This is a genomic window from uncultured Lacinutrix sp. (assembly GCF_947500605.1).
Classification (GTDB): Bacteria; Bacteroidota; Bacteroidia; order Flavobacteriales; family Flavobacteriaceae; genus Lacinutrix.
Map to the genome: position 1 here is coordinate 88414 of NZ_CANMSJ010000011.1, position 22601 is coordinate 111014.

Here is a 22601-nt window from a genome sequence, read left to right on the forward strand (position 1 = left end):
TTTTTATAAACTGCATTTTATCGATGAAATGAGTAAGTATAGGTGCTCTCAATTGTCTCATTATCAGTAATTGTGTAGTTCGTCGAAAAAATTTGTTTTTAATCTTCTTTTAGGTTATTTTTGATTGTTATTTAGTTTAAAAACGATATCATGAAAAACATTAATCTAACTTTAATTTGTCTTTTTGCATCACTATTAAGTTTTGCTGGAATTTCAAATACAGAAAAAGAAGCTTTAATCGCTTTGCATACTTCTACAAATGGAGAGCAATGGACTAAAGCATGGGATCTAAATGCAGATGTTACTACTTGGTATGGTGTAACAATAGAAAATAATAAGGTTGTAGAACTTAATCTACAATTAAATAATCTAAACGGAACACTTCCTAATGAATTAGGAAACTTAACAGCATTAAGAAAAATTAACTTCGGTTTTAACAAATTATCAGGAAGCTTACCTTCTTCAATATCTAACTTAAAAGCTTTAACCTCTTTAGAATTATTTTTAAATAAGTTTAACGGTTCTATTCCTTCATTTTTAGGAGATTTAAAGAACTTAGAAGTTTTAGCATTATACAGTAATAGCTTTTCAGGAACTATCCCAACAGCGCTAACAACCTTAAATAATTTAAAAGAATTACAATTAGGTAGTAATTTTCTAACTGGAAAGATACCAACAGAAATGGGTCTATTATCTAATCTTGAAAAGTTAAGTCTAATAGATAACAAGTTAGAAGGACACATACCTTTAGAGTTAACAGACTTAAAAAACTTAAAAGAATTAGTTCTTTCAGAAAATAAATTAACAGGAAGCTTACCATTACAATTTAGTCAATTAAGTAAACTAAGTACTTTAATGGTTAGTGATAACAACATGGATATAGAGTATGCTACAGTAATAGAAGATAGAGCAAGTGTAAAAAACGCTATCGTGACGTTTAATAACACTTATGTAGTAGAGAGAGACTAAGAGAAAAAATCTAAAATATTATTTAAAAGGGCCAACTTAATAGTTGGCTCTTTTTTATTTTTACATAAAACCATAAAATATTATGTTCGAGCATTTTTTTCAATGTCCTTATTGCTGGGAAACAATATCAATGTTGTTAGATAGTAGTGTTACAAAACAGACTTATGTAGAGGATTGTGAGGTCTGTTGCAACCCAATTCAACTTTCTCCAATTTTTTTTGACTCGGAACTCACTGGTTTTGAAGCTTTAAATATAGAACAGTAATTTTTTTTAAATAAATGCTTGTTTTATCTAAAAAGGATTGTATATTTGCAGTCCGAAACAGCTAGGTCGCCATTATGAAGCGAAAGTTTAAAGCTAAGTTAGTCGTTTCAAATTTAAAATCGCGGGATAGAGCAGTAGGTAGCTCGTCGGGCTCATAACCCGAAGGTCACTGGTTCGAGTCCAGTTCCCGCTACTAAGCAAAGCTTCACAGAAATGTGAAGCTTTTTTGTTTTCCATAGATAAGCTTCAGAATAAAATTAGTTTCCAATATTTAATTTTTCTTTTAAACAAATCTGTTATTCTGATAATAATTTTCTTTTTTTTCGTTTCATTATAATTACTTCAATAACACCTTTCTCTATAATGTTTTTAAACCAATAATGAATGTTCTTTACTTTTGTTTCATAATTTGATTGTTTAGTTATTATATTTATAATCAAAATCTTTTAAAGATTTGAAGAAAGAATAGCTAATACTAAAGAACCTAACTAATCATGTCTAACACAATAGAAGAAAATACACAACAAGCAAAAAACAGCACATTAATTCCTATTCTTATTATTGCTGGCTTGTTTTTTATATTTGGTTTTGTAACCTGGATTAATGGAGCATTAATTCCTTTTATGAAAACCATTAACGAACTTACAGATGCACAATCTTATTTAGTAGCATCGGCATCTTATATTTCGTTTGTTGTTATGGCTTTGCCAGCATCTTATATTATTAATAAAATAGGATTTAGAAAAGGAATGTCTTTAGGTTTAATAGTTATGGCAATTGGAGCTTTAATATTTATACCTGCTGCAGGAGCAAGAACATATTGGGTCTTTTTATTAGGTATTTTTATTCAAGGTGCAGGAATGACATTGTTGCAAACAGCTTCTAATCCATATATCACAATTTTAGGACCTATAGAGAGTGCCGCAAAACGTATTGCTATAATGGGGATTGCTAATAAAGTAGCAGGAGCTCTTGGATCGGTTATTTTTGGAGCAATTCTATTATCTGGTATAGATGGAATGAAAGATAAATTAAGCACCGTTAATATAGCTGAAAAAGAAAGTATATTAAACACTATGGCAGATAGTGTTGTAATGCCATACGTTATTATGGCTATTGTTTTATTTATATTGGGTATTTTAATAAGAAAAGCACCATTACCACATGTAGAAGCAGAGCCCATTGAAGAGTTGGTTCCTGGAGAGAAATCTAAAACTAGTATTTTTCAGTTCCCTCATTTATGGTTGGGCGTTCTAGCTTTGTTCTTATATGTTGGTGTAGAGGTGATAGCAGGAGATACAATTATATCTTACGGTATAGCTTTAGATATTCCTGTTGAAAAGGCAAAATTTTTCACACTATTTACTTTAATGGCAATGGTAGCAACTTATGCTTTAGGTGTGTTTTTAATTCCTAAATATATAACTCAAGCATTAGCTTTAAAAGGGAGTGCTGTTTTGGGTATTGTGTTTTCGTTCTGTATTATATTTACTAGCGGATTTACATCAGTTCTTTTTGTAGCAGCATTAGGTATAGCAAACGCTTTAGTTTGGCCAGCAATTTGGCCTTTGGCATTAACAGGATTAGGTAAGTTTACAAAAACGGCATCTGCATTATTAATTATGGCAATTTCTGGAGGAGCAATTCTTCCACCGCTTTATGGAGCTTTAGTAGATAGTAAAAAGGAAACACTTCTTGCAGATGGCGTTGAAGCATTACTAGCAATGGCAGAAGCCGCATCTTTTGGGTATTGGATTTTATTACCTTGTTATGTGATAATTCTATACTATGCTTTTTATGGACATAAAGTAGGTTTAAAAAAGGACTAGTTTAACACTTGTTTTAAAACTATATATTTATAAAAAAAAGCCTTACAATTAGTAAGGCTTTTTTGTGTGAATAATTGTTGAAATTATTTTAAAGTAATAGGGAACTCAGCAACTGTAGTGTCCCAACCTATTTTTAAATGTACTGTTTTTGCAGAAGCTTCGTATAAAGCAATAGAAAGGTTTTCAATCTCCTTGTTGCTTTTTGTTACTGGTACGCTTACACTTGCAATGTCTTTACTAGCATCGTAACCGTAGTTTCCCCAACCATCTAGTACTGTATTTAATTTTAATGTCCATTCTGTAGCAGTAGGAATAATTATAATAGAGTAACGACCAGCTTTAATGTCTTTACCTCCAAATACTACATCATTAACAAATAAAATTTCTGTAGATTCATTTGCTCCAACTCTCCATGCTTCACCAAATTTTAATAAACTACCAAAAACCTCTCTACCTTTTTTAGCAGGACGAGAGTAAGTAACTCTTATTTGAGGCGTAAGTGCTTTTTGTTTAGCTTCATCTTTTTCAAAAGTTCTATGTGGAGCACCATCTGGGTAATAAGCACGATCCATTGTGCTTTTGTCCATTTTAGTAAATTTTTGAGCATTTACAGTAGTTCCTACTAATACTACAGCGATAATAAATAATAATTTCTTCATTTTAGTTTTTGTTTAAATTAATTATATTTTCAGTTTTTATTTTTGAAAGTTCTTTTAGTTTTTCAGTTTCATACAGCATTGGTAAATCTTTTAAAGGCGTACCAACATCAGCTTTATAATTTATGTAATCTTGAAAAGTTACACCATCTATTACTCTAACATTGTAAGCGCTTCTAAAGCGAACACCTCCTTTGTTTACTTGGTAATTGTAAGCTAAATAGTCAATTTTATTAGTATCTTTATTTATCCAGTAGTAATACTCGTCGTCATGGTCTTCACCACCTCCATCTTTATTAAAGGTAACTTCAATAACATGATAATCTTTGTTTTTAATAACGGTACTTTCAATGTGTTTAAAATTAACAGCCTTATCGTTTAGTTTATAAGGCAAGGTTGCAAAATAAATAACAGAGTTTATAGCGCCAGTTCCACTTACAATTTCTTTTTCAGAAAGTTTAACAGCTTCTCCATTTACAGTTCGTGAGAAATTGCCGTTTTTTAAAACATCAAGTGTAATAGTATTGTCTTTATTTGAGCTTTTTGTATACTCGTAATTATTACCATCATTTTTAAATTGATAAATATTACCTCTAAAACCGAAAGAATACTGAGCATTATTATAGAAATCGCCACCATGAGCTGCAATGGCATAATTTATTATTTTTTGAGACTTAGATAATTCAATTTTTTCAGAAGGTTTAATAGTCTCTTCTACTATAGTTTTTTCGGGAGTTTTATTGTTAGAATTACACGATAAAAGTGAAATAGTACAAAAAGAGATTAGAAGCGATTTTAGTATGGTCATTGTATGTTTTTAGTATGAAACTTTATAAGTAGTCGTATTCAAAATTAAGAACTTTCATTTTATAAGTTATTAATGAAAAGTTAATTAAGTAGATAGTAAAGGTTAATATTAGATACAATATATTTAATTGATTTTGATACTGTTATTAAGAATGTAAAGCATACTTGATATTCTATTTCTATTAAGAGTGTTTTATGATTAAGTGTTTGAATTATAGTTTGTTGTATTTCTGATGAAATTAAAAAAGCTTATTTTTATAATTATTAATTCATTACAATAAAGATGTATACATATAAAGCAAAAATAATAGCAGTTTACGATGGTGATACTGTAACGGCAGTTGTAGATTTAGGGTTTCTTCATTCTCAAGAAATGAAATTAAGACTCTATGGTATAGATACACCAGAAATGAGAGGTCCAGAAAAAATAGAAGGTAAAAAAGTAAGAGATATAGTAAGAACTATGATTCTTGATAAAGAAGTAACTATACGTTCTTATAAAGATAAACAAGGTAAGTATGGACGCTATTTAGCGAGTATAATTTTAGAAGATGGTTTAGATGTTAACCAATGGTTGGTGGATAATGGTCATGCAAAACCTTACTTATTGTAAAAAAAAAAGCGACTCTTAATTAAGAGTCGCTTTTTCGTGTGTTTTATTATTCTTGTCCTGGAGGATATTTTGTCATAATCTCTGCGACAAACTCTTTAATTCTAGCTTCTCTTTTGTCAACATTAGATGTTGTACTTAAATAGCCAGAACCTTTACCTTGCCAAACAAGTTCTTTCTTTTTAGCATCTATTAAGTCTATATATAGACTTCCTTGTGTAGATGTACTAACGTTGTTATTAAAGTTGTTGTAAAATGGGCTCCATCCCCAACCATAACCGTAAGCTCCGTAACCATTATTGTATACGTTTACTTCTTGTCTTTCTTTTGTGAAAATACTCACTAATAAATCTGGATTTTCAGACTTGGTAAAACCTTTAGCAATAAGTTCTGATTCTATAGCACGAAGAATTCTACGTTTATCTAAATCGCTAACCTCCGCCTTATCTATTCCTGTTTTAAAAAATGCAAAGGTTTTATAAGAATTAAAGTCGGCATTTTTATCGTAATCGGAAGCTACCCGAACCGAAGTACAAGAACTAGCAATAATAAGTAACGCTAGAAATGGTAATGTTTTTTTTATTAATTTTTTCATAGTAAAAAGATGTTAAAGGTTATAACGAGTCAATTATAGCATCGTCCACAACATTAGGCAATGTTACTTTTAGGTTAGGTTCAATTTCCATTGCGCGTTTTATTGCAAAAACGGCACCTTCGTTTCTTGCCCAACTTCTTCTAGAGATACCATTATTAACATCCCAGAATAGCATTGATTTTAAGCGTTTTGAGGCTTCTTTACTACCATCAAGAACCATACCAAATCCACCGTTTATAACTTCTCCCCAACCAACGCCACCACCATTGTGTATACTTACCCAAGTGGCACCACGAAAGCTATCTCCAATAACGTTATGTATCGCCATATCAGCTGTAAAGCGTGAGCCATCGTATATATTACTAGTTTCTCTGTAAGGAGAGTCTGTTCCAGAAACATCATGATGATCACGACCTAAAATAACAGTGTCAATCTCACCTTTTGCAATAGCTTGGTTAAAGGCTTCTGCTATTTTTGCTCTACCTTCTGCATCTGCATAAAGTATTCTTGCTTGAGAGCCAACCACTAATTTGTTTTCTTGCGCACCTTTTATCCATTGAATATTATCAGCCATTTGTTGCTGAATTTCAATAGGTGAGTTCTTTTTCATTTCTTCTAAAACAGCACAAGCAATAGCATCCGTTTTTGCTAAGTCTTCTGGTTTCCCTGAAGCACAAACCCAACGGAATGGTCCGAAACCATAATCAAAACACATTGGGCCCATGATATCTTGAACATAACTTGGGTACTTAAATTCTTTACCTATTGTAGGTGTTTTAGACATAACATCTGCTCCTGCACGAGAGGCTTCTAATAAGAATGCATTCCCATAATCGAAGAAATAGGTGCCTTTTGCTGTATGCTTATTAATTGCATCTGCATGTTGGCAAAGCGTTTTTTTAACTTCTATTTTAAATTGCTCAGGATTATTAGCCATCATGTCGTTTGCTTCTTCAAAAGACATTCCTGTTGGGTAATAACCACCAGCCCAAGGATTATGTAATGAGGTCTGGTCACTTCCTAAATCGATATGTACGTTTGCTTCGTCAAATTTCTCCCAAACGTCTACTATATTACCTAAATACGCTATTGAAATGGTTTCTTTTTCAGCTTTAGCTTTATTTACACGAGCAACTAATGCATCTAAATCGGTGATTTTTTCATCTATCCAACCTTGATCTAATCGTACTTGTGTAATTTTCGGGTTTACTTCTGCACAGACAGTTATACAACCAGCAATATTACCAGCTTTAGGCTGTGCGCCAGACATTCCGCCTAAACCAGAAGTAACAAAAAGATTGCCTTTAGGTGTTTTGTTTATTTTTCTAAAACCATTTAATACAGTAATTGTTGTGCCATGAACAATACCTTGAGGGCCAATGTACATATAACTACCAGCTGTCATTTGTCCATATTGTGTAACACCTAAAGCATTAAATTTTTCCCAATCGTCTGGTTGAGAATAATTAGGAATCATCATACCATTGGTAACAACAACTCTTGGTGCTTCTTTGCTAGAAGGAAATAATCCCATTGGGTGACCAGAGTACATGGTGAGTGTTTGCTCATCATTCATTTCGGCTAAATACTTCATTGTTAATCTGTATTGTGCCCAATTAGAAAATACGCCTCCATTTCCGCCATAGGTAATAAGCTCGTGTGGGTGTTGCGCTACTGCATAATCCAAATTGTTTTGAATCATTAACATAATGGCAGCAGCCTGTTTAGATTTTGCAGGGTACTCGCTTATTGGTCTAGCATACATTTTGTAATCTGGACGTAAGCGGTACATATAAATTCTACCATAAGTATCTAACTCGTTTTTAAACTCTAAAAGGAGTTCTTTATGGTCTTTTTTATCAAAATACCTTAATGCATTTCGTAAGGCTAGTTTTTCTTCTTCTTTAGATAGAATTGCTTTACGTTTTGGTGCGTGGTTTATAGTTGTATCGTAAGGTTTTGGAGCCGGTAACTGCTCTGGAATACCTTCTAGAATTTGTGCTTTAAAAGTTGAACTCATTGCCGTTAATTCTTTTTTTTTTATTGAATTAGTATTTTTATCGAATCCGTAAGGGCAATGTCTGCAACCACTTTCGCAGCAATAACCTCTTTTATTGTGGTATTGCTCGGTGAAGCATCTGTAGCCTTCAGGCGTTAAATAATAGTCGCCTTCTTCTAATTGAATGTGTTTTTTCATAAGTATATTACAAATATAATGTAAATTAGAACAAAGTTTCCTTGGTATAAAATCAAGGTTGCTAATAAACTTTTATTCTTAAGAGATTGAGAATGGAGTGATTTTTGAAACCAATATTTTGTGATTTTAATTTCTAAATATATAGTGCCTAAAGGTTATACAGGAATAACTATTTTTCCTTTTGTTTTTTTGAAGCGTAAATCGTTAAAAGCAGATGCTGTTTTAATTAACCATGAGAAAATACATTTAAAACAACAGCTCGAATTATTAATCATTCCATTTTATCTTTTTTATGGTTTAGAATTTATGGTAAGATTAATACAATATAAAAACTGGCATACTGCTTATGTTAATATTTCTTTTGAAAGAGAAGCTTATTGTAATCAAACAAATTTCACCTATTTAAAAAAGCGTAAACTTTGGAGCTTTTTAAAGTATCTTAGCAGTCATGATTTTTAAGTTAGAAAACAGTGAGAACTTGCGAGTAAGTTTACCAAGTAAAGTAGATGTAGAGCTTTTTATAAAACGAGAAGATGCTATACATCCTATTATATCGGGCAATAAATACAGAAAATTAAAATATAATATTGAAGCTGCTAAAAAGGAAGACAAAAACACACTTTTAACCTTCGGCGGCGCTTTTTCAAACCACATAGCTGCAGTGGCAGAAGTTGGTAGTGTTTATAATTTAAAGACTATTGGTATAATTAGAGGTGAAGAATTAGTGTCTAAAATTAATGACAATCCTACATTAAAACACGCTCAAGACTGCGGCATGCAGTTTAAGTTTATTAACAGAACAGATTTTAGAAATAAAGAAGACCTTAATTTTATTGAAAACTTAAAAAATGAATTTGGGGAGTTTTACAATATTCCCGAAGGAGGTACAAATAGTTTAGCGGTTAAAGGATGCGAAGAGATTTTAACAGAAGAAGATGCTAGTTTCGATTATATTTGTGCACCAGTTGGTACCGGCGGTACATTAGCAGGATTGATAAATTCTGTAAAAATGAATCAGCAAGTTTTGGGTTTTTCGGCATTAAAAGGAGACTTTTTACAAGAAGATATTAGTAAATTTGCAAAACAAGACCGTTGGAAATTAATAACAGATTATCATTTTGGTGGTTATGCCAAAATAAATAATGAATTAATAACGTTTATTAACGCGTTTAAAGCGCTTAATAATATTAGGCTAGATCCAATTTATACAGGGAAAATGTTATTTGGAATTCAAGACATGATTAGTAAGAACTATTTCCCTAAAGGCTCTAAAATATTAGTAATACATACAGGAGGATTGCAAGGTATTGCTGGAATGAATAACAGATTAAAACAGAAAAATTTACCATTAATACAATAGTTAATGAAAAGAATATTTACAACTTTATGCTTAATTGCTTTAGTTTCTAGTTGCGGATCAAGTAAAAAGGTTACAACTAAAAAATCTAAAAATAAAACACACCGTGTTGTTAAAACAAGAACTAAAAAGAAACCAGAGGCGGTAATACAACCAGAGGTTACTATTGTTGAAACATCAGAGAGTTATGCAACACCTACAGACGAGTATATTGCAATTTATAGTGATATCGCTCAAGACGAAATGCGTAACTACGGAGTACCAGCAAGTATTACATTAGCTCAAGGTATTTTAGAGTCTGGATCTGGAAAAGGACGTTTGTCTACCGAGGCCAATAACCATTTTGGTATTAAATGCCACACAGGTTGGACTGGTGGTAAAATATATCATGATGATGATGAAAGTCAAGAATGTTTCAGAAAATATAAAAATTCTAAATATTCGTTTAGAGATCATTCTTTGTTTTTAAAAGAACGTAAACGTTATGCTGGATTATTTGAACTTGGAAAAGGTGATTACGAAGCTTGGGCAAAAGGATTAAGAGCTGCAGGTTATGCAACAGATAGAAAATACCCTCAAAAATTAATAAGCCTTATAGAGCGTTACCAACTATATCGTTTCGATAACGATGTTTTAGGTGTAGAGTCCAATGTAAACGATAAACATACTGTTGCTGCTGGAGATACTTTATTTGGTTTATCAAGAAAATATAATATTTCAGTAGCAGAATTAAAAGCATTAAATAGTTTAGAAACTAACGACTTGTTTGTAGGACAAGTGTTATTTATTAAGCCCATTCCTAAAGATTAATTACAATGATTTATAAACGTAGTAGCACTCTTTTTGCAGCAGCAGAAAAGGTAATTCCTGGAGGTGTAAATTCTCCAGTTCGAGCATTTAAAGCAGTAGGTGGAACGCCAATATTTGTTAAAGAAGCAAAAGGCGCTTATTTGTACGATGAAGATGGAAACACTTTAATTGATTACATTAATTCATGGGGACCAATGATTTTAGGTCACGCTTTCGAGCCAGTAGTTAATGCCGTAATTGAGAAAGCTAAAAAAGGAACATCGTTTGGTATGCCAACCGAAATTGAAACTGAAATTGCAGAATTAGCAGTGTCAATGGTACCTAATATTGATAAAATTAGATTTGTAAACTCTGGTACAGAGGCTTGTATGAGTGCTGTAAGATTAGCAAGAGGTTATACCGGAAAAGATAAAATTATAAAATTTGCAGGTTGTTATCATGGGCATAGTGACTCATTTTTAATTCAGGCAGGAAGTGGAGCAGTTACTTTTGGTAGCCCAAATAGTCCTGGAGTTACAGAGGGTACTGCTAAAGATACTTTGTTGGCTAATTATAATGACTTGGCAAATGTTGAAGCATTAATTAATGCGAATAAAAATGAAATTGCTTGTATAATTATAGAACCAGTTGCTGGTAATATGGGATGTATTCCACCATTAGATGGTTTTCTTCAAGGTTTAAGATCTTTATGCGATGCTAATGATATTTTATTAATCTTCGATGAGGTAATGACAGGTTTCCGTCTTGCTAAAGGAGGTGTGCAAGAATTATATGGAGTAGATGCAGATATCGTTTGCTTTGGTAAAGTTATCGGTGGAGGATTACCAGTTGGAGCTTTTGCTGCTAGAAATGAAATAATGAATTATTTAGCACCTTTAGGTCCTGTATATCAAGCAGGAACTTTAAGTGGAAATCCGTTAGCTATGGCTGCTGGTTTAGCAATGCTTACAACGTTAAACAACGATGCCGAAGTTTTTAATCGTTTAGCTGAAAAAACGGAATACCTACATAAAGGTTTAGCTAAGGTTTTAGATAGCAATAATATTACACATACTATTAATAGAGTAGGTTCTATGATTTCTGTTCATTTTGATGCAGAACCAGTTGTAGATTTTAAAACTGCTGCAAAAGGTAATAACGAGACGTTTAAAACCTTTTTTCATGGTATGCTTAACCAAGGTGTTTATATTGCACCTAGTGCATTTGAGACTTGGTTTATTACCGATGCTTTAACTTACGAAGATTTAGATAGAACAATAGAAGCTTGTAATACTGTTTTTAAATAGCATAAAGTTGTCTCAATAAAAAAGGCGATTACTAGAAATAGTAATCGCCTTTTTTATGTTTAGTAAATAGAGTTAATCAACAATTTCTTCTTGATCTGTTAATATTAAATATCTTTTAAATAAATCGTTACCTAAAGCAGTCTTAATGTTAGATTGTAACTTTTTGTTAACGTCAATTATTGCATTATTGTAATCTGCAGTTCCGGCTTGTAAATGCTTTTCTATAGATTGAAGTTTAGTGTCGTTTGCTTGGTATGCCATATAAACTTTCTCTAAAGCAACGTCATCAAATTTTATTTGAGAACGTAATTCTTTTGCCTTAGCATAAGCAGACTCATTAATCTTAGCAGTATCTTGAGCTAATGCAGACTGAGTACCAATTAACATAGCAAATGCAAAAAAGCAAAATGTAAATAATTTTTTCATTGTTATAGTTGTTATTCGTTTATATCTCAAAGTAAAGCTATTTCTCTAACTATTGCAAATAAAAAAGTGCCGAATAGATTATCGGCACTTTTTTGCTTTTAAAGGTTTTCTATTGAACTATTCTTTCTCTGTATTTTGTTCTCTTTTTTCATTTCTTTCACCCTCTTTTTTATGCTTCATTTTGCCATGTTTTCCTTTCATCATCCTTCTTTCAGCCATTTTGCTGTATTTTTCATATTGCTCCTCAGTTAAGATGTTCTTCATCTCTCTTTTTGTAGCAATTAAATGATCTAGCTTTTCATTTTCTTTTTTAAGTTTCTCTTCTGGAGTTGGCTTTTTATCTGCATCTTTTAATGCTTTTCGCTTTTCCATTGCAACTTTTCTAAGTTCGGCATTTTTAATATTTAGTTTTTCAACTTTATTTTGTTGGTCTTGAGAAAGGTCTAAAGCAAGCGTCATTTTTTTAGTCTTAATTTTCGCCATTTCTATTGGGTCCATATCTTTATGGTGCTCCATTCTCTCTTTTCGGTCCTTTCTGTCTTCTTTCTTGTCTTGAGCTGTTACTTGCAAAGCAAATAACGCTAATGCTACTATTAATATTTTTTTCATCTTTATATTGTTTAATTGTTATACACTCTTAAGACAGAAAAAAAATAAAATGGTTTAAAGCCTATTTAATATTTAGGTTTTAATTAACAGTTTGTGCTTTAGCAATCAGCTCTAATGTTACGCTATATAGAGGTTTGTTTTCCATTTTACTTTTAAGCCATGCAAAATAACTCATTACAAAAATATCTTCGCGTTTAGCTTCTACCCAAACAAAGGCGTGTTTTACTTTATTAATAAATTGTTCTGTTTTTATACTATTTGGATTTTTGTAATAGGTTTCAATAAACTGTAAATAGGTTATCACGCGTTCTTGATTAATGCTTTTTAAATAAGTGGAGTAATTGCGTTTAAAGCTTAATAATCTAGAGTCTACTATGTCTATATTTTCCAATTCTATATGTAAAATTATTTCTATTAAGTTCTTTTTAATTACCCATTCTTTTCCAACTTTTGTTTCGTAATAATTATCTGTGTGGTAGAAAGATTTAAAAAGAGTGTGTGCCTTTTTATAATTTTCGGCTTGTATGTAATACATCGCCAGACTTAAATTAATATCAAGCACAGTTTCTAAATCCTTCTGTTTTTTTAATATTAGAGTTTCTAGTAAAGCAATGGCTTCTGTTTGTTGGTTAGAGTAATTTAGATTTAAGGCTAATAGTAGGTTATACTTTAGCTTAAAAGTAGAATAGTGTTTTTTGTTCTGTTTTAACATGTGCTCTTGCATGAGTTCTAAATGCTGTAAAGAGGCGTTAAATTTTTTATTTCTGAATAATGTATTCGCAACTAAATACAATACTTGAATATGGTAATACAGTTGTTTGTCTTTGCTTTTATAGTGTTGTAATTTTTGATAGGTTTTTACTAGAAAAGGCTCAATTTTAAAATAGTCTTTTGTTACAAAAACCGAGAGACTAACTATTGTAATTAATTGATAAAGAGATTTAAAAGACATGGATTCGTTTAAGCTAATATTGTATTCTTTAAAGATGTCTTCAAGTAGCTTTTCGAAATCTATACCATTTAATTTATGTTGGTCTAGCAACGTAATTTGTCGAATTTTTGCATAAACAATATTAAGTTGGTCTTCCAGAAAGTAGTTTTTTTGATTTGCCTTAAATTTTTCAATTAATACATCTAGGTCTTCAGATGGATTTGCATAAGCATATTGAATTTTAGTGTGATATATTTCATTTAAAATAGGAAACAGCAAATGTTCGCTGGCTATAGCTTCAGCTTTATCTAAAATATTATAAGCCACTTTATATTGCTTACGTATTAAAAATGTTCGGGATGCTAAAATGTATTTTATAACCTGCATGTCTATAGAATTCTCTTCTTCTAAACTAGTATTTGCAATAAAATCTATAATAGATTGATACAGTCTTTTCCTTAAAGCATGGTAAGCATCCTTTTGTTTACCATTATATAACTTTATAAAAATGCTTTTAGAATCTAATTCGTTTTGAGCTAATAATTTAAAAAGAGCAATGTTTTTAGTATCGCTTCTTTTGTTTCTTTTTTCAAGGTAGTTAACAAAAAGGAGTTTCTCGTCTTTAGAAAAAGTGGTTACTATTTCATTTAAATTTATCATTTAATCGTCAGTTCTATATCTAATTATTCAATAAATATAGTGTTAAATGTGTTTTTAGTATAAAAGATATCGTCAGTTTATTTAAAATATTGTTTTCGTTAAGCTTTTATTCGGTTGCATATTTGCCTCATAATCATTAAAACAAAAACAATTATGGATTATCAAGCAACAGATTCTTTAAAAGAAACAGGAAAAAAGAAAAAGAATAAAAAAGAAGAACAAATTTTTGATCAAAAGCCTACAGCAGCATTTGTTGGAGCTTCGTGGACAGCATTAATAATTGGTATCGCTGCTTATTGTATTGGTCTATGGAATGCAGCTATGGCATTAAATGAAAAAGGCTATTATTTCACCATTATACTATTTGGTTTGTTCTCTGTTATATCAGTACAAAAAGCAGTAAGAGATAAAATGGAAAATATTCAAGTAACAGAAATGTATTATGGTATAAGTTGGTTTGCAAGTATAGCAGCAATAGTATTATTGGTTGTTGGTTTATGGAATGCAGATTTAGAGCTAAGCGAAAAAGGATTTTACGGTATGTCTTTTACTTTAAGTTTATTCGCCGGAATTGCAGTGCAAAAAAACACTAGGGACATTGCCTTTATAGATAATAATGAAACAGAAGATATTTAGAATTTTGTTTTGATGAAGGTTCGTTAACCTTAAATGGCGTAACTATATGTTGCGCCATTTTAAATTTAAAACAACATAGGGAAACAAATAAATTAGTAATGCCTCTTGTTTTATCCTTAAGCTTAAAAAAAAGATTAAATTGATAAAATATTAAAAGAAACACGAATGAATTCTAAACTCATAAAAGAATTGCCAGAGTTGGTAGAAAACGATGTAATATCTCAAGATGTTGCCTCTAAAATAGAGCGTTATTACCAATCTAAAGCAAGCGATACACCAAATAGATTATTTACCGTTTTTGGAGTATTAGGCTCCATTTTAGTAGGTCTTGGTCTTATTTTAATACTTGCACATAATTGGGATAATTTCTCTAAAACTATAAAAACACTCTTTGCTTTTACGCCATTAATAATAGGACAGGTATTGGTTGGTTTTTCAATTTTAAAGAGAAAAAGCCAAACATGGAAAGAAGCTTCTGGCGTATTTCTGTTTTTTGCAGTTGGTGCTTCTATAGCAATGGTAAGTCAGATTTATAATATTCCAGGAAATTTTACTAATTATATGTTAGTATGGATTTTACTTTGCACACCATTAATCTACCTTTTAAAATCTCATGCACTTGCATTATTACATCTTGTTTACGCAACTGTTTATGCGTGTAATTATGGTTATGCTAATGGAAGTAAAGCGCCTTGGTTATTTTTAGTATTGCTTTTATTACTACTTCCATATTATATAAATCTAATTAAAAGCAGACCTAAAGCAAATATTACATCAATTTTTAATTGGTTAGTGCCAATAAGCCTCGTTATTACTTTAGGTGCATTCATTACAAAATTTGATGAGCTTATTTTCTTGTCTTATATTATTTTATTTGGTTTGTTTTATAATTTAGGAAAGCTCCCAGTATTACATAATTTAAAATTAAGACAAAATGGTTATTTGGTTTTAGGATCTTTTGGAACTGTAGTTTTGTTGCTAATAACAAGTTTTAGATGGGTTTGGGAAGATGTATTGCGTATCTCTTCTTTTTCTGGGAAAGAAACAACCTTGGTTATCGTATTATTTGTAGTTGCTTTAGGTGTTTTAATTTATTTATTTCTGAAAAAACAAGTAAACAAATTCAACCTATTCCATTACATATTTATAATAATGACGATGTTGTTTTTTGTTGGTTTAAAAAACGATGTTTCACCAACTGTTATTACCAATATATTGTTATTAATTTTAGGAATAAATGCGATAAAAATAGGAGTAGATAAAATGCATTTTGGTGTTTTAAATTACGGACTTGTAATTATTACAGCTTTAATATTCTGTCGTTTTTTCGATACTAACATGAGTTTCGTTATTAGAGGTTTGCTATTTGTAATTGTAGGTATTGGATTTTTTACAACCAATTATATAATGCTAAAAAAGCAAAAGTCTAAAGAAACCAAAATATTAAAATAACACATTAAGAAGATGAAATTAAAATACATATTCGCGCTATTTATACTTGTTGTAATAGCACAGCTATTTGTTCCAATGCAAATGATTTTTGGACAAGAAGCTGTTTTAAATAACGGAAAAGCATATAAGTTTAGAACTCAACCTGTAGATCCTAGCGATCCATACAGAGGTAAATATATAACCTTGAGATACGATATAAACGCTGCTATTTCTATAGATTCTACTTGGGAAAGAAAACAAGACATTTATGTATACTTTGAAGAAGATAGTTTGGGTTTTGCTAAATTAACAACGGTAAGTAAATCACCTTTAGTAAGTACAAAAGATTATGTAAAAACTCAAGTAAACTGGTATAATAAATACGATAGAAATGTGACTTTTAATCTACCATTCGATCGTTTTTATATGGAAGAAAGCAAAGCTAAACCAGCCGAAGATGCTTTTAGAATTGCACAACGCGATACTTTACCAAATAACACTTATGCTTTAGTTTATTTAAAAGATGGTGAAGCCGTTTTAAAAGATGTTTTAATTAATGAAATTTCTATCGCAGACTATGTTGAGCAGAAGTAATACGATATAAATTGTAAAGTAGAAATGAAGATTAAATATGCTTGTTTAAGCAACTAATTATTGGTGCTGTAGGCAAATCGTTTTTATTTTAATTCGTATTCTTTTCGGAAAACAAATGCAATGGGTTTGTCTTTAGATTTCATTCCATTATAGTCAAATAGCATGTCATTGGTTGCATGTTCTCCGTCTTCTCCAAATAAAAACGTAATCGAATTTTTGTTTGTTAAATTCCAATGCTTTAATTCTGCAATAAGTTCTTCGAAGAAATATTCAGAATCGAGTATGTTGTCTTTATGTTCAATAAGATTATTTAAACTAATGTCCTCAAGCCACCAGCTTTCCATAAAATCCTCATCATAATATTCTAATTCAGCATCTTTTCCGAATTTAGATTTAGGATCATCTTCGTTTTCATAATCAAAATTTAGGTAGTTTTGATATAGTTCATTTTCAGATTTAAAAGTTCCAATCCAAACGCATATTACTTTTTTAGGCATCGTTTTTTTAATGTTAGCTAATGGTTTTACGTGTGATTTGGTTACGTTTTTTTGTGAGCGAAGGTTTTTGCGAAAAAAAAGAGAAGTGGGAAAACTACAAAAGCTCTTAATTAAGTAGTTGACTAAGTTCTAATTCTAATTTTTATTGTTTTTGTAGCCAAACCCTAATTTCTTTACGTAGAGAAACTTCAGGTTTTGGTAAAGGAATTGTTTGTCCAAATTGTTTACTTCTATTAAATTTTGAAAACGTAATTTTATGTTTTTTCCAAACTTCGGGATACACTTCCAAGAATTTATTAAAAAAACTTCGTTCATTAATTTTTCCTTCTATTTTAGAAAGTACTTCTTTAAATTTTTGTTCTTGGTCTATAATCATTGTGTTGTTATATAGTGATAAATAAAACTAATTTTAATCTTTGGTTTATTATGTAGTTAAGCAAATCATTTTTTTAATTCATTTCGCACCAATTTAAAAAATCTTGAACTACAACATCCCATTTCTCTATATATTCTTCATTTTCAGATTGCGGTATTATAGAAAACGAATGGTCTAATTTAGGATATACTTTAAAAGTCAAGTTACTTTTTTTATTCCTAATAAATTCAATTGGTATTAAATATGCTGACTCTATTGGAACAGCTTTGTCTTTTGCTCCGTGTGCAACATATATTGGGATATTAATTTTTAACAAATTATCTATAGATGGTTCTACTGATGAACTCCATTTTCTATAAGAATGACCTAACCATTTTTTAGTTAAACTATTCGGATGTTCATATATGTCTTTAACTTCGTTAATAATCTTTTCAATCAATAAAATTGATTCTTCTTCTGTTGTTTCTCCTCTTTGAACAGATTTTCTAATATCGAGTATAAAATCATAATATTGTGCATTTCCTCCACCTGAAAAATAACCAATATTCGAAATTTTATTATTAATTGTTCCAAGTTTCGCAACTACTTCGGTGCCTTCTGAATGACCGAAAAGGATAATTTTGTTTCGCTTTTTTAAAATATTCTCTGAAAGATAATTTACAACTTCATTAGCTTGCCATACTCTATAATTTAAGTTATCATTTTTATAAAATGATTTAGGGGTTTCAAAATCATTTCCAAAAATTTCAAAAGGTATATTTTTTTTAGAAATAGCAACTAACAAATAGTCTTTAGAAAATTCTGTTAAATTAAAAGGTAAGGTTTTATGAACCTCTAGATATTTTTTAATTTTTGGTTCTTCATTTTTTGAAGTTTTAATGGTATCAATATGTCTAATTAATTTATAAAAAGGGTCACTCCCAGAACCTTGAATATATAAAATAACACCTTTTTTTTGCGACACGTCTCCATTTGAGTATGTATGAAATTTTATTGTATCATTATCTTTTACTATTAAATAATGTTCAAATTTATTTTCAAAATATTTTTTTTGACCAAAACTTTTACAAGTAAAAACTAAAGATATTATTACTGAAACAATTAATTTCATAGATTTCTTATTTCCTGTAAAGACTGATTAAATTTTCGAATGTTGCATTAACAGTTTTGTATATGGAAAGTTGCGTGTTTGCGTGCGAGGATTTTCCGAAGTAAAATCAGACGTTACAAAAATGCAACGAACTTCATTTAAGCACTAATTTAGCATTTTTTATACATGTTGTTAGCCACAGTTATTTTTCCAACTATATCTTGACATTTGGTCTTATTTTTAAATAATGTTACTATGATAGCTTTATCGTAGTCAGTGTCAATTATCTTTTTAACTAAATTAAAAATGGTTTCAACTTTTGATTCCATAACACCGACTAATTCTGGATTATCGAAATCAAATTTTTCTGTAATGTACTTTTTTGTGTTTATTGTTTTATAAGCTAATAAAGAAATTATTCTATTTCCGTGAATAGCAATACTTTTATCTCTCCCTGAAGTTAAAGACTTTTCCTTGCTCTTAATTACTTGTTCTATAATTCTTTGAGTCCTTACACAATTGTATACATATCGACCTGAAACTCTTGGGTTAAATAATTTTTTGTAAGGTGCGTTTTCCAAATCATCCCATAATAGACCAATTTCTCTTTTTAATTGTACAACAATAGAAATATCGTTTGAAGAACAAGAAAGAGCCGTTGTACTTTCTACTAAGTCAAATGAGATTTGGTCATTTTTTTCATATTCACCTCTGCTAATTCTATAATCAATTCCATCAATTAATAACTCTTCCCTAATCCTAGTTTGTTCAAGGTCAAAAGTTACAAAGTCTCTGTTTTTAACTCTATTTTGCGTGTTGTTGGCTTTGGTGATTTTTTGACCAAAATTTTCTTCTGCATCTTTTAGTTGTATGATTCTAACAGGAACGAAAACTTTATCTAATTTAGATGTGTCTTCTTCTCCGAATTTTCCAATTGTACTTACGGTTTGAGCTCCATTTACAATACTTATATTTTCACAACTAAATTGTCCAAATTCTGTAGATGCTCCACCAACCATATTTTTCTCTACGGTATCTGCAACTAATGTTATTCCATTATTATAAAACCAAAAATGCTCGGGATTTTCTTCTAATATCTTTATTTACATCTGTATCTCCTAAAACACCTCTTATGTTTTTAGCAAAGAGTCTTTTGCGATATTTGTCCCACCAACCATAAATTTCAATACCATTTACTTGTCCATAATAGCCATTATACGGTTCTGTTACTTTACCAAAGTGTTTTAGCTGTATGGTTTGGTCAATTAGCTGAATATTTTCAGTTGTATGTATTAAAGATGAATGAATCCTTGTTTGATTAAAAACAGAGAGATAAACTAATTCACTTGCATCATTTAACTCTTCTAAAAAATCACTAAAATCACGTCTTGATGGATCCGCTAGATTATTAATTCCTGTGTATGTTAGAATTATTTGATATTTTGTTTTTGGGTCGCATACTGCATTTTGTATGATGACTTCTTTTTTTCTAACTTTATCATTAAATCTATCAAACCTAAAGTTTAATAAATCTTTAATACCACTTATGAATTTTTTTACTTCTCCGTTTTCAGGTTCACCTTTACCACTGTGAATCCATTTAGATTGGACAATATATAAACATTTAGTATGAACATCATAATATATAGCATCAATTCCATTATCATTTCCTCCATCAACTACTGATTCAGCAGCTATATTTGTTGGTATTTGTGTGTGGTGTTGAATAGAATATGCAGCTAAAGCTCTTGTTAGAAAAAAGTTTTCTAAATTAGTTCCTTTAGCTTTAAGGTCACTCAAATCAATTAAATTTGTGAAATTTTCTTCGATATGAGATTTTATATGTTTTACGTGAATTTCACTCATTTTCTTTAATTGTGGCTAACCCAACGAGGGTTATGAGTTGTTTTGATCTGTAAGATATTGGAAATATCTGTAAGGTTAAAATAACTTATAACCAAGAGTTCTTGTTTAGTGCGAAGCGTAGCTTTGCAATGAAGAAAAACTCGGGCGAAGCCCTCGACGGGTTCTGGTTAATGCGAGCGTAGCGTAGCATTAACCAGAACGTTTATATAAATCAAACTTAATCATTTGCGATGGGTTTTACAACCCAAATGAGGAGATTAACCCAACTTTTTGTAGTGTTAAGTAATAAGATATTTAAAATTTGCTAACTTTACATTAATCCAGAATTAATTTAATTAATCACATGAAAAAAGTAATATACTTATTAGTATTCGCTTCTATTTTTTCTTGCAAAGAAGAGCAGAAACAAATAGAAACTAAAACTGAAACCGAAACACCTAAAACCGAAATGCAAACCAATCTAGATAAATATGTAAGTGTAAAACTTACTTCAGATTTAAGTGTATTAACCGAAAAGGAAAAGCAAATGCTGCCTATTTTAATTAGTGCAGCAAATAAAATGAACGATTTGTTTTGGTTTGAATCTTATGGAGATTGCGATGCTTTATTAGATGGTATCACAGATAAGGCTACTAAGGACTATGTTAAAATAAATTATGGTCCTTGGGATAGATTAAATAATAACAAACCATTTGTAGAAGGTATTGCTGCTAAACCAAAAGGAGCAAATTTTTATCCTGCAGATATGACAAAAGAGGAGTTTGAAAAGGCTTCTATGGAAAACAAAACAAGCATTTATAATTTTGTAAGACGTGATGGAGAAGGTAATTTATACACAATACCTTACCATAAACAATTTGGAGCAGAGGTAAAGGAAGTGTCTCGTTTGTTATTAAAAGCTTCAGAATTAGCAGAAGATAAAGGTTTAAAAAACTATTTAGAGTTAAGAGCTGCAGCTGTATTAAATGACGATTATCAAAAAAGTGATTTCGCTTGGATGGATATGAAAAACAATACATTAGATATTGTAATAGGTCCTATTGAAACTTATGAAGATCAGCTTTTTGGAAATAAAGCTGCGCATGAAGGTTACGTGTTAATTAAAGATCAAGAGTGGAGTGCAAAACTAGCTAAGTTTAGTAGTTTTTTACCAGAGCTTCAAAAAGGATTGCCTGTAAATGAAAAGTATAAAAAAGAAAAACCAGGTACAGATAGCGATTTAAATGCATACGACGTTGTATTTTATGCAGGAGATTGCAATTCAGGAAGTAAAACTATTGCCATTAATTTACCAAACGACGAGGAAGTTCAGTTAAAAAAAGGAACAAGACGTTTGCAACTTAAAAATGCAATGCGTGCTAAATTCGATAAAATTTTAATGCCTATTTCTAGTATTTTAATAGAAGAAAGCCAACGCAAACATATTACTTTCGATGCTTTTTTTGCGAACACAATGTTTCATGAAGTGGCTCATGGTTTAGGAATTAAAAATACTATTAACGGAAACGGTACAGTTAGAACATCTCTTAAAGAACATGCAAGTGCACTTGAAGAAGGTAAAGCTGACATTTTAGGATTATATATGGTGCAACAATTGCACAAAAAAGGAGAGTTAAAAGAAGATTTAAAAGATAATATGGTCACTTTTATGGCTGGTATTTTTAGATCTGTACGTTTTGGTGCTTCTAGTGCTCATGGAAAAGCAAACATGATTCGTTTTAACTTCTTTCAACAAATGGGAGCTTTTACAAGAAATGAAGATGGAACTTATAAAGTTAATTTTCAGAAAATGGAAAGTGCTATGGAAATGTTATCTCAAGTAATATTAACATATCAAGGTGATGGTGATTATAAAGGTGTTGCTAAGTTTGTAGTTAACTACGGAAGCATTCCAGAACAGTTACAAAAAGATTTAAACCGTTTAAGTGCGGCAAGTATTCCTGTAGATGTTGTTTTTGAACAAGGAGTAGAGGCTTTAGGCTTAGAATAATATAAAAAAAAAGAGTATTTAATTAAAAGGCTTCAGATTTTTATCTGAAGCCTTTTTTTGTTTTAAGTTATATAGAATAAAGCAAAAAGTATTTAATACTATTTAAGGCAAACA

24 protein-coding genes and 1 tRNA gene are annotated in these 22601 nt (G+C 30.5%); 13 read left to right on the plus strand and 12 right to left on the minus strand.

The features are described from left to right. Positions 1-150: 150 nt before the first annotated feature. From Q0935_RS14170 to Q0935_RS14185, 4 genes are all read left to right on the plus strand, one after another. Positions 151-969 carry a Two component regulator three Y domain protein gene (locus tag Q0935_RS14170; RefSeq protein WP_299387550.1) on the plus strand — a complete coding sequence of 273 codons (819 nt, stop codon included), beginning with the start codon at positions 151-153 and terminating at the stop codon, positions 967-969. 82 nt (positions 970-1051) lie between these two features. Next, complete coding sequence (locus Q0935_RS14175) at positions 1052-1234, plus strand: CPXCG motif-containing cysteine-rich protein (RefSeq protein WP_299387553.1); 183 nt, start codon at positions 1052-1054, stop codon at positions 1232-1234. A 120-nt stretch (positions 1235-1354) separates the two neighbouring features. Continuing rightward, positions 1355-1427: transfer RNA gene (locus Q0935_RS14180), tRNA-Met, on the plus strand. A 301-nt stretch (positions 1428-1728) separates the two neighbouring features. Then, on the plus strand, positions 1729-3063 hold the full coding sequence (locus Q0935_RS14185) for a sugar MFS transporter (protein WP_299387555.1): 1335 nt from the start codon (positions 1729-1731) through the stop codon (positions 3061-3063). 83 nt (positions 3064-3146) lie between these two features. Here the strand turns inward: Q0935_RS14185 and Q0935_RS14190 are convergent, their stop codons facing one another. Both Q0935_RS14190 and Q0935_RS14195 read right to left on the minus strand, forming a co-directional pair. Further along, positions 3147-3722, minus strand: a complete 576-nt coding sequence (locus Q0935_RS14190) for a DUF2911 domain-containing protein (protein WP_299387558.1) — start codon at positions 3720-3722, stop codon at positions 3147-3149. A gap of 1 nt (position 3723) precedes the next feature. Then, positions 3724-4527, minus strand: coding sequence for a DUF6503 family protein (locus tag Q0935_RS14195; RefSeq protein ID WP_299387561.1), 804 nt, complete (start codon positions 4525-4527; stop codon positions 3724-3726). Positions 4528-4809: 282 nt separating this feature from the next. Between Q0935_RS14195 and Q0935_RS14200 the strand changes: the two genes are divergently transcribed. Beyond that, a complete protein-coding gene (locus tag Q0935_RS14200) occupies positions 4810-5139 on the plus strand; it encodes a thermonuclease family protein (RefSeq protein WP_299253222.1) in 330 nt (109 codons plus the stop codon). A gap of 46 nt (positions 5140-5185) precedes the next feature. Here Q0935_RS14200 and Q0935_RS14205 read toward each other — a convergent pair whose 3' ends face one another. Then, positions 5186-5731: a DUF4136 domain-containing protein gene (locus Q0935_RS14205; RefSeq protein WP_299387563.1), complete on the minus strand. Its 546-nt coding sequence runs from the start codon at positions 5729-5731 to the stop codon at positions 5186-5188. Positions 5732-5750: 19 nt separating this feature from the next. Next, positions 5751-7928: a urocanate hydratase gene (locus tag Q0935_RS14210; RefSeq protein ID WP_299387564.1), complete on the minus strand. Its 2178-nt coding sequence runs from the start codon at positions 7926-7928 to the stop codon at positions 5751-5753. 120 nt (positions 7929-8048) lie between these two features. Between Q0935_RS14210 and Q0935_RS14215 the strand changes: the two genes are divergently transcribed. The 4 genes from Q0935_RS14215 to hemL are packed head-to-tail and all read left to right on the plus strand — an operon-like array spanning position 8049 to position 11381. Continuing rightward, positions 8049-8387 carry a hypothetical protein gene (locus Q0935_RS14215; RefSeq protein ID WP_299387566.1) on the plus strand — a complete coding sequence of 113 codons (339 nt, stop codon included), beginning with the start codon at positions 8049-8051 and terminating at the stop codon, positions 8385-8387. After that, on the plus strand, positions 8377-9288 hold the full coding sequence (locus Q0935_RS14220; RefSeq protein ID WP_299387568.1) for a 1-aminocyclopropane-1-carboxylate deaminase/D-cysteine desulfhydrase: 912 nt from the start codon (positions 8377-8379) through the stop codon (positions 9286-9288). Before Q0935_RS14215 ends, Q0935_RS14220 begins: the two co-directional genes overlap by 11 nt. Before the next feature lie 3 nt (positions 9289-9291). Further along, positions 9292-10095, plus strand: a complete 804-nt coding sequence (locus Q0935_RS14225; protein WP_299387570.1) for a glucosaminidase domain-containing protein — start codon at positions 9292-9294, stop codon at positions 10093-10095. Positions 10096-10100: 5 nt separating this feature from the next. Next, on the plus strand, positions 10101-11381 hold the full coding sequence (gene hemL / locus Q0935_RS14230) for a glutamate-1-semialdehyde 2,1-aminomutase (protein WP_299253199.1): 1281 nt from the start codon (positions 10101-10103) through the stop codon (positions 11379-11381). Positions 11382-11453: 72 nt separating this feature from the next. Here hemL and Q0935_RS14235 read toward each other — a convergent pair whose 3' ends face one another. The 3 genes from Q0935_RS14235 to Q0935_RS14245 form a co-directional block, all read right to left on the minus strand. Further along, positions 11454-11807, minus strand: coding sequence for a hypothetical protein (locus Q0935_RS14235; protein ID WP_299253196.1), 354 nt, complete (start codon positions 11805-11807; stop codon positions 11454-11456). Positions 11808-11924: 117 nt separating this feature from the next. Next, the gene (locus tag Q0935_RS14240) at positions 11925-12416 is read right to left on the minus strand and encodes a conotoxin (protein ID WP_299253193.1); all 492 of its coding nucleotides are present in this window, start codon (positions 12414-12416) and stop codon (positions 11925-11927) included. Between the two features lie 79 nt (positions 12417-12495). After that, positions 12496-14007 (minus strand): hypothetical protein, encoded by a 1512-nt coding sequence (locus Q0935_RS14245; protein ID WP_299387574.1) that lies wholly within the window; start codon positions 14005-14007, stop codon positions 12496-12498. A gap of 153 nt (positions 14008-14160) precedes the next feature. On the opposite strand from Q0935_RS14245, the gene yiaA reads away from it, so the two are divergent. The 3 genes from yiaA (at position 14161) to Q0935_RS14260 (ending at position 16668) form a co-directional block, all read left to right on the plus strand. Then, positions 14161-14643 carry an inner membrane protein YiaA gene (gene yiaA / locus Q0935_RS14250; protein WP_299387578.1) on the plus strand — a complete coding sequence of 161 codons (483 nt, stop codon included), beginning with the start codon at positions 14161-14163 and terminating at the stop codon, positions 14641-14643. Between the two features lie 165 nt (positions 14644-14808). Next, positions 14809-16095, plus strand: a complete 1287-nt coding sequence (locus Q0935_RS14255; RefSeq protein WP_299387581.1) for a DUF2157 domain-containing protein — start codon at positions 14809-14811, stop codon at positions 16093-16095. Between the two features lie 12 nt (positions 16096-16107). After that, positions 16108-16668, plus strand: coding sequence for a GDYXXLXY domain-containing protein (locus Q0935_RS14260; RefSeq protein WP_299387585.1), 561 nt, complete (start codon positions 16108-16110; stop codon positions 16666-16668). A gap of 83 nt (positions 16669-16751) precedes the next feature. Here the strand turns inward: Q0935_RS14260 and Q0935_RS14265 are convergent, their stop codons facing one another. The 5 genes from Q0935_RS14265 to Q0935_RS14285 all read right to left on the minus strand — a co-directional run bounded on the left by Q0935_RS14265 (position 16752) and on the right by Q0935_RS14285 (position 20497). Then, a complete protein-coding gene (locus Q0935_RS14265; RefSeq protein ID WP_299387589.1) occupies positions 16752-17165 on the minus strand; it encodes an immunity 22 family protein in 414 nt (137 codons plus the stop codon). 142 nt (positions 17166-17307) lie between these two features. Then, on the minus strand, positions 17308-17541 hold the full coding sequence (locus Q0935_RS14270) for a hypothetical protein (protein ID WP_055434630.1): 234 nt from the start codon (positions 17539-17541) through the stop codon (positions 17308-17310). A gap of 73 nt (positions 17542-17614) precedes the next feature. Then, the gene (locus tag Q0935_RS14275; RefSeq protein ID WP_299387599.1) at positions 17615-18652 is read right to left on the minus strand and encodes a dienelactone hydrolase family protein; all 1038 of its coding nucleotides are present in this window, start codon (positions 18650-18652) and stop codon (positions 17615-17617) included. Between the two features lie 149 nt (positions 18653-18801). Next, positions 18802-19734 carry an AIPR family protein gene (locus tag Q0935_RS14280; protein ID WP_367275033.1) on the minus strand — a complete coding sequence of 311 codons (933 nt, stop codon included), beginning with the start codon at positions 19732-19734 and terminating at the stop codon, positions 18802-18804. Further along, positions 19691-20497 carry a hypothetical protein gene (locus Q0935_RS14285; RefSeq protein ID WP_299387601.1) on the minus strand — a complete coding sequence of 269 codons (807 nt, stop codon included), beginning with the start codon at positions 20495-20497 and terminating at the stop codon, positions 19691-19693. Before Q0935_RS14285 ends, Q0935_RS14280 begins: the two co-directional genes overlap by 44 nt. Before the next feature lie 343 nt (positions 20498-20840). On the opposite strand from Q0935_RS14285, the gene Q0935_RS14290 reads away from it, so the two are divergent. Continuing rightward, a complete protein-coding gene (locus Q0935_RS14290) occupies positions 20841-22487 on the plus strand; it encodes a Zn-dependent hydrolase (protein WP_299253157.1) in 1647 nt (548 codons plus the stop codon). Positions 22488-22601: the final 114 nt, after the last annotated feature.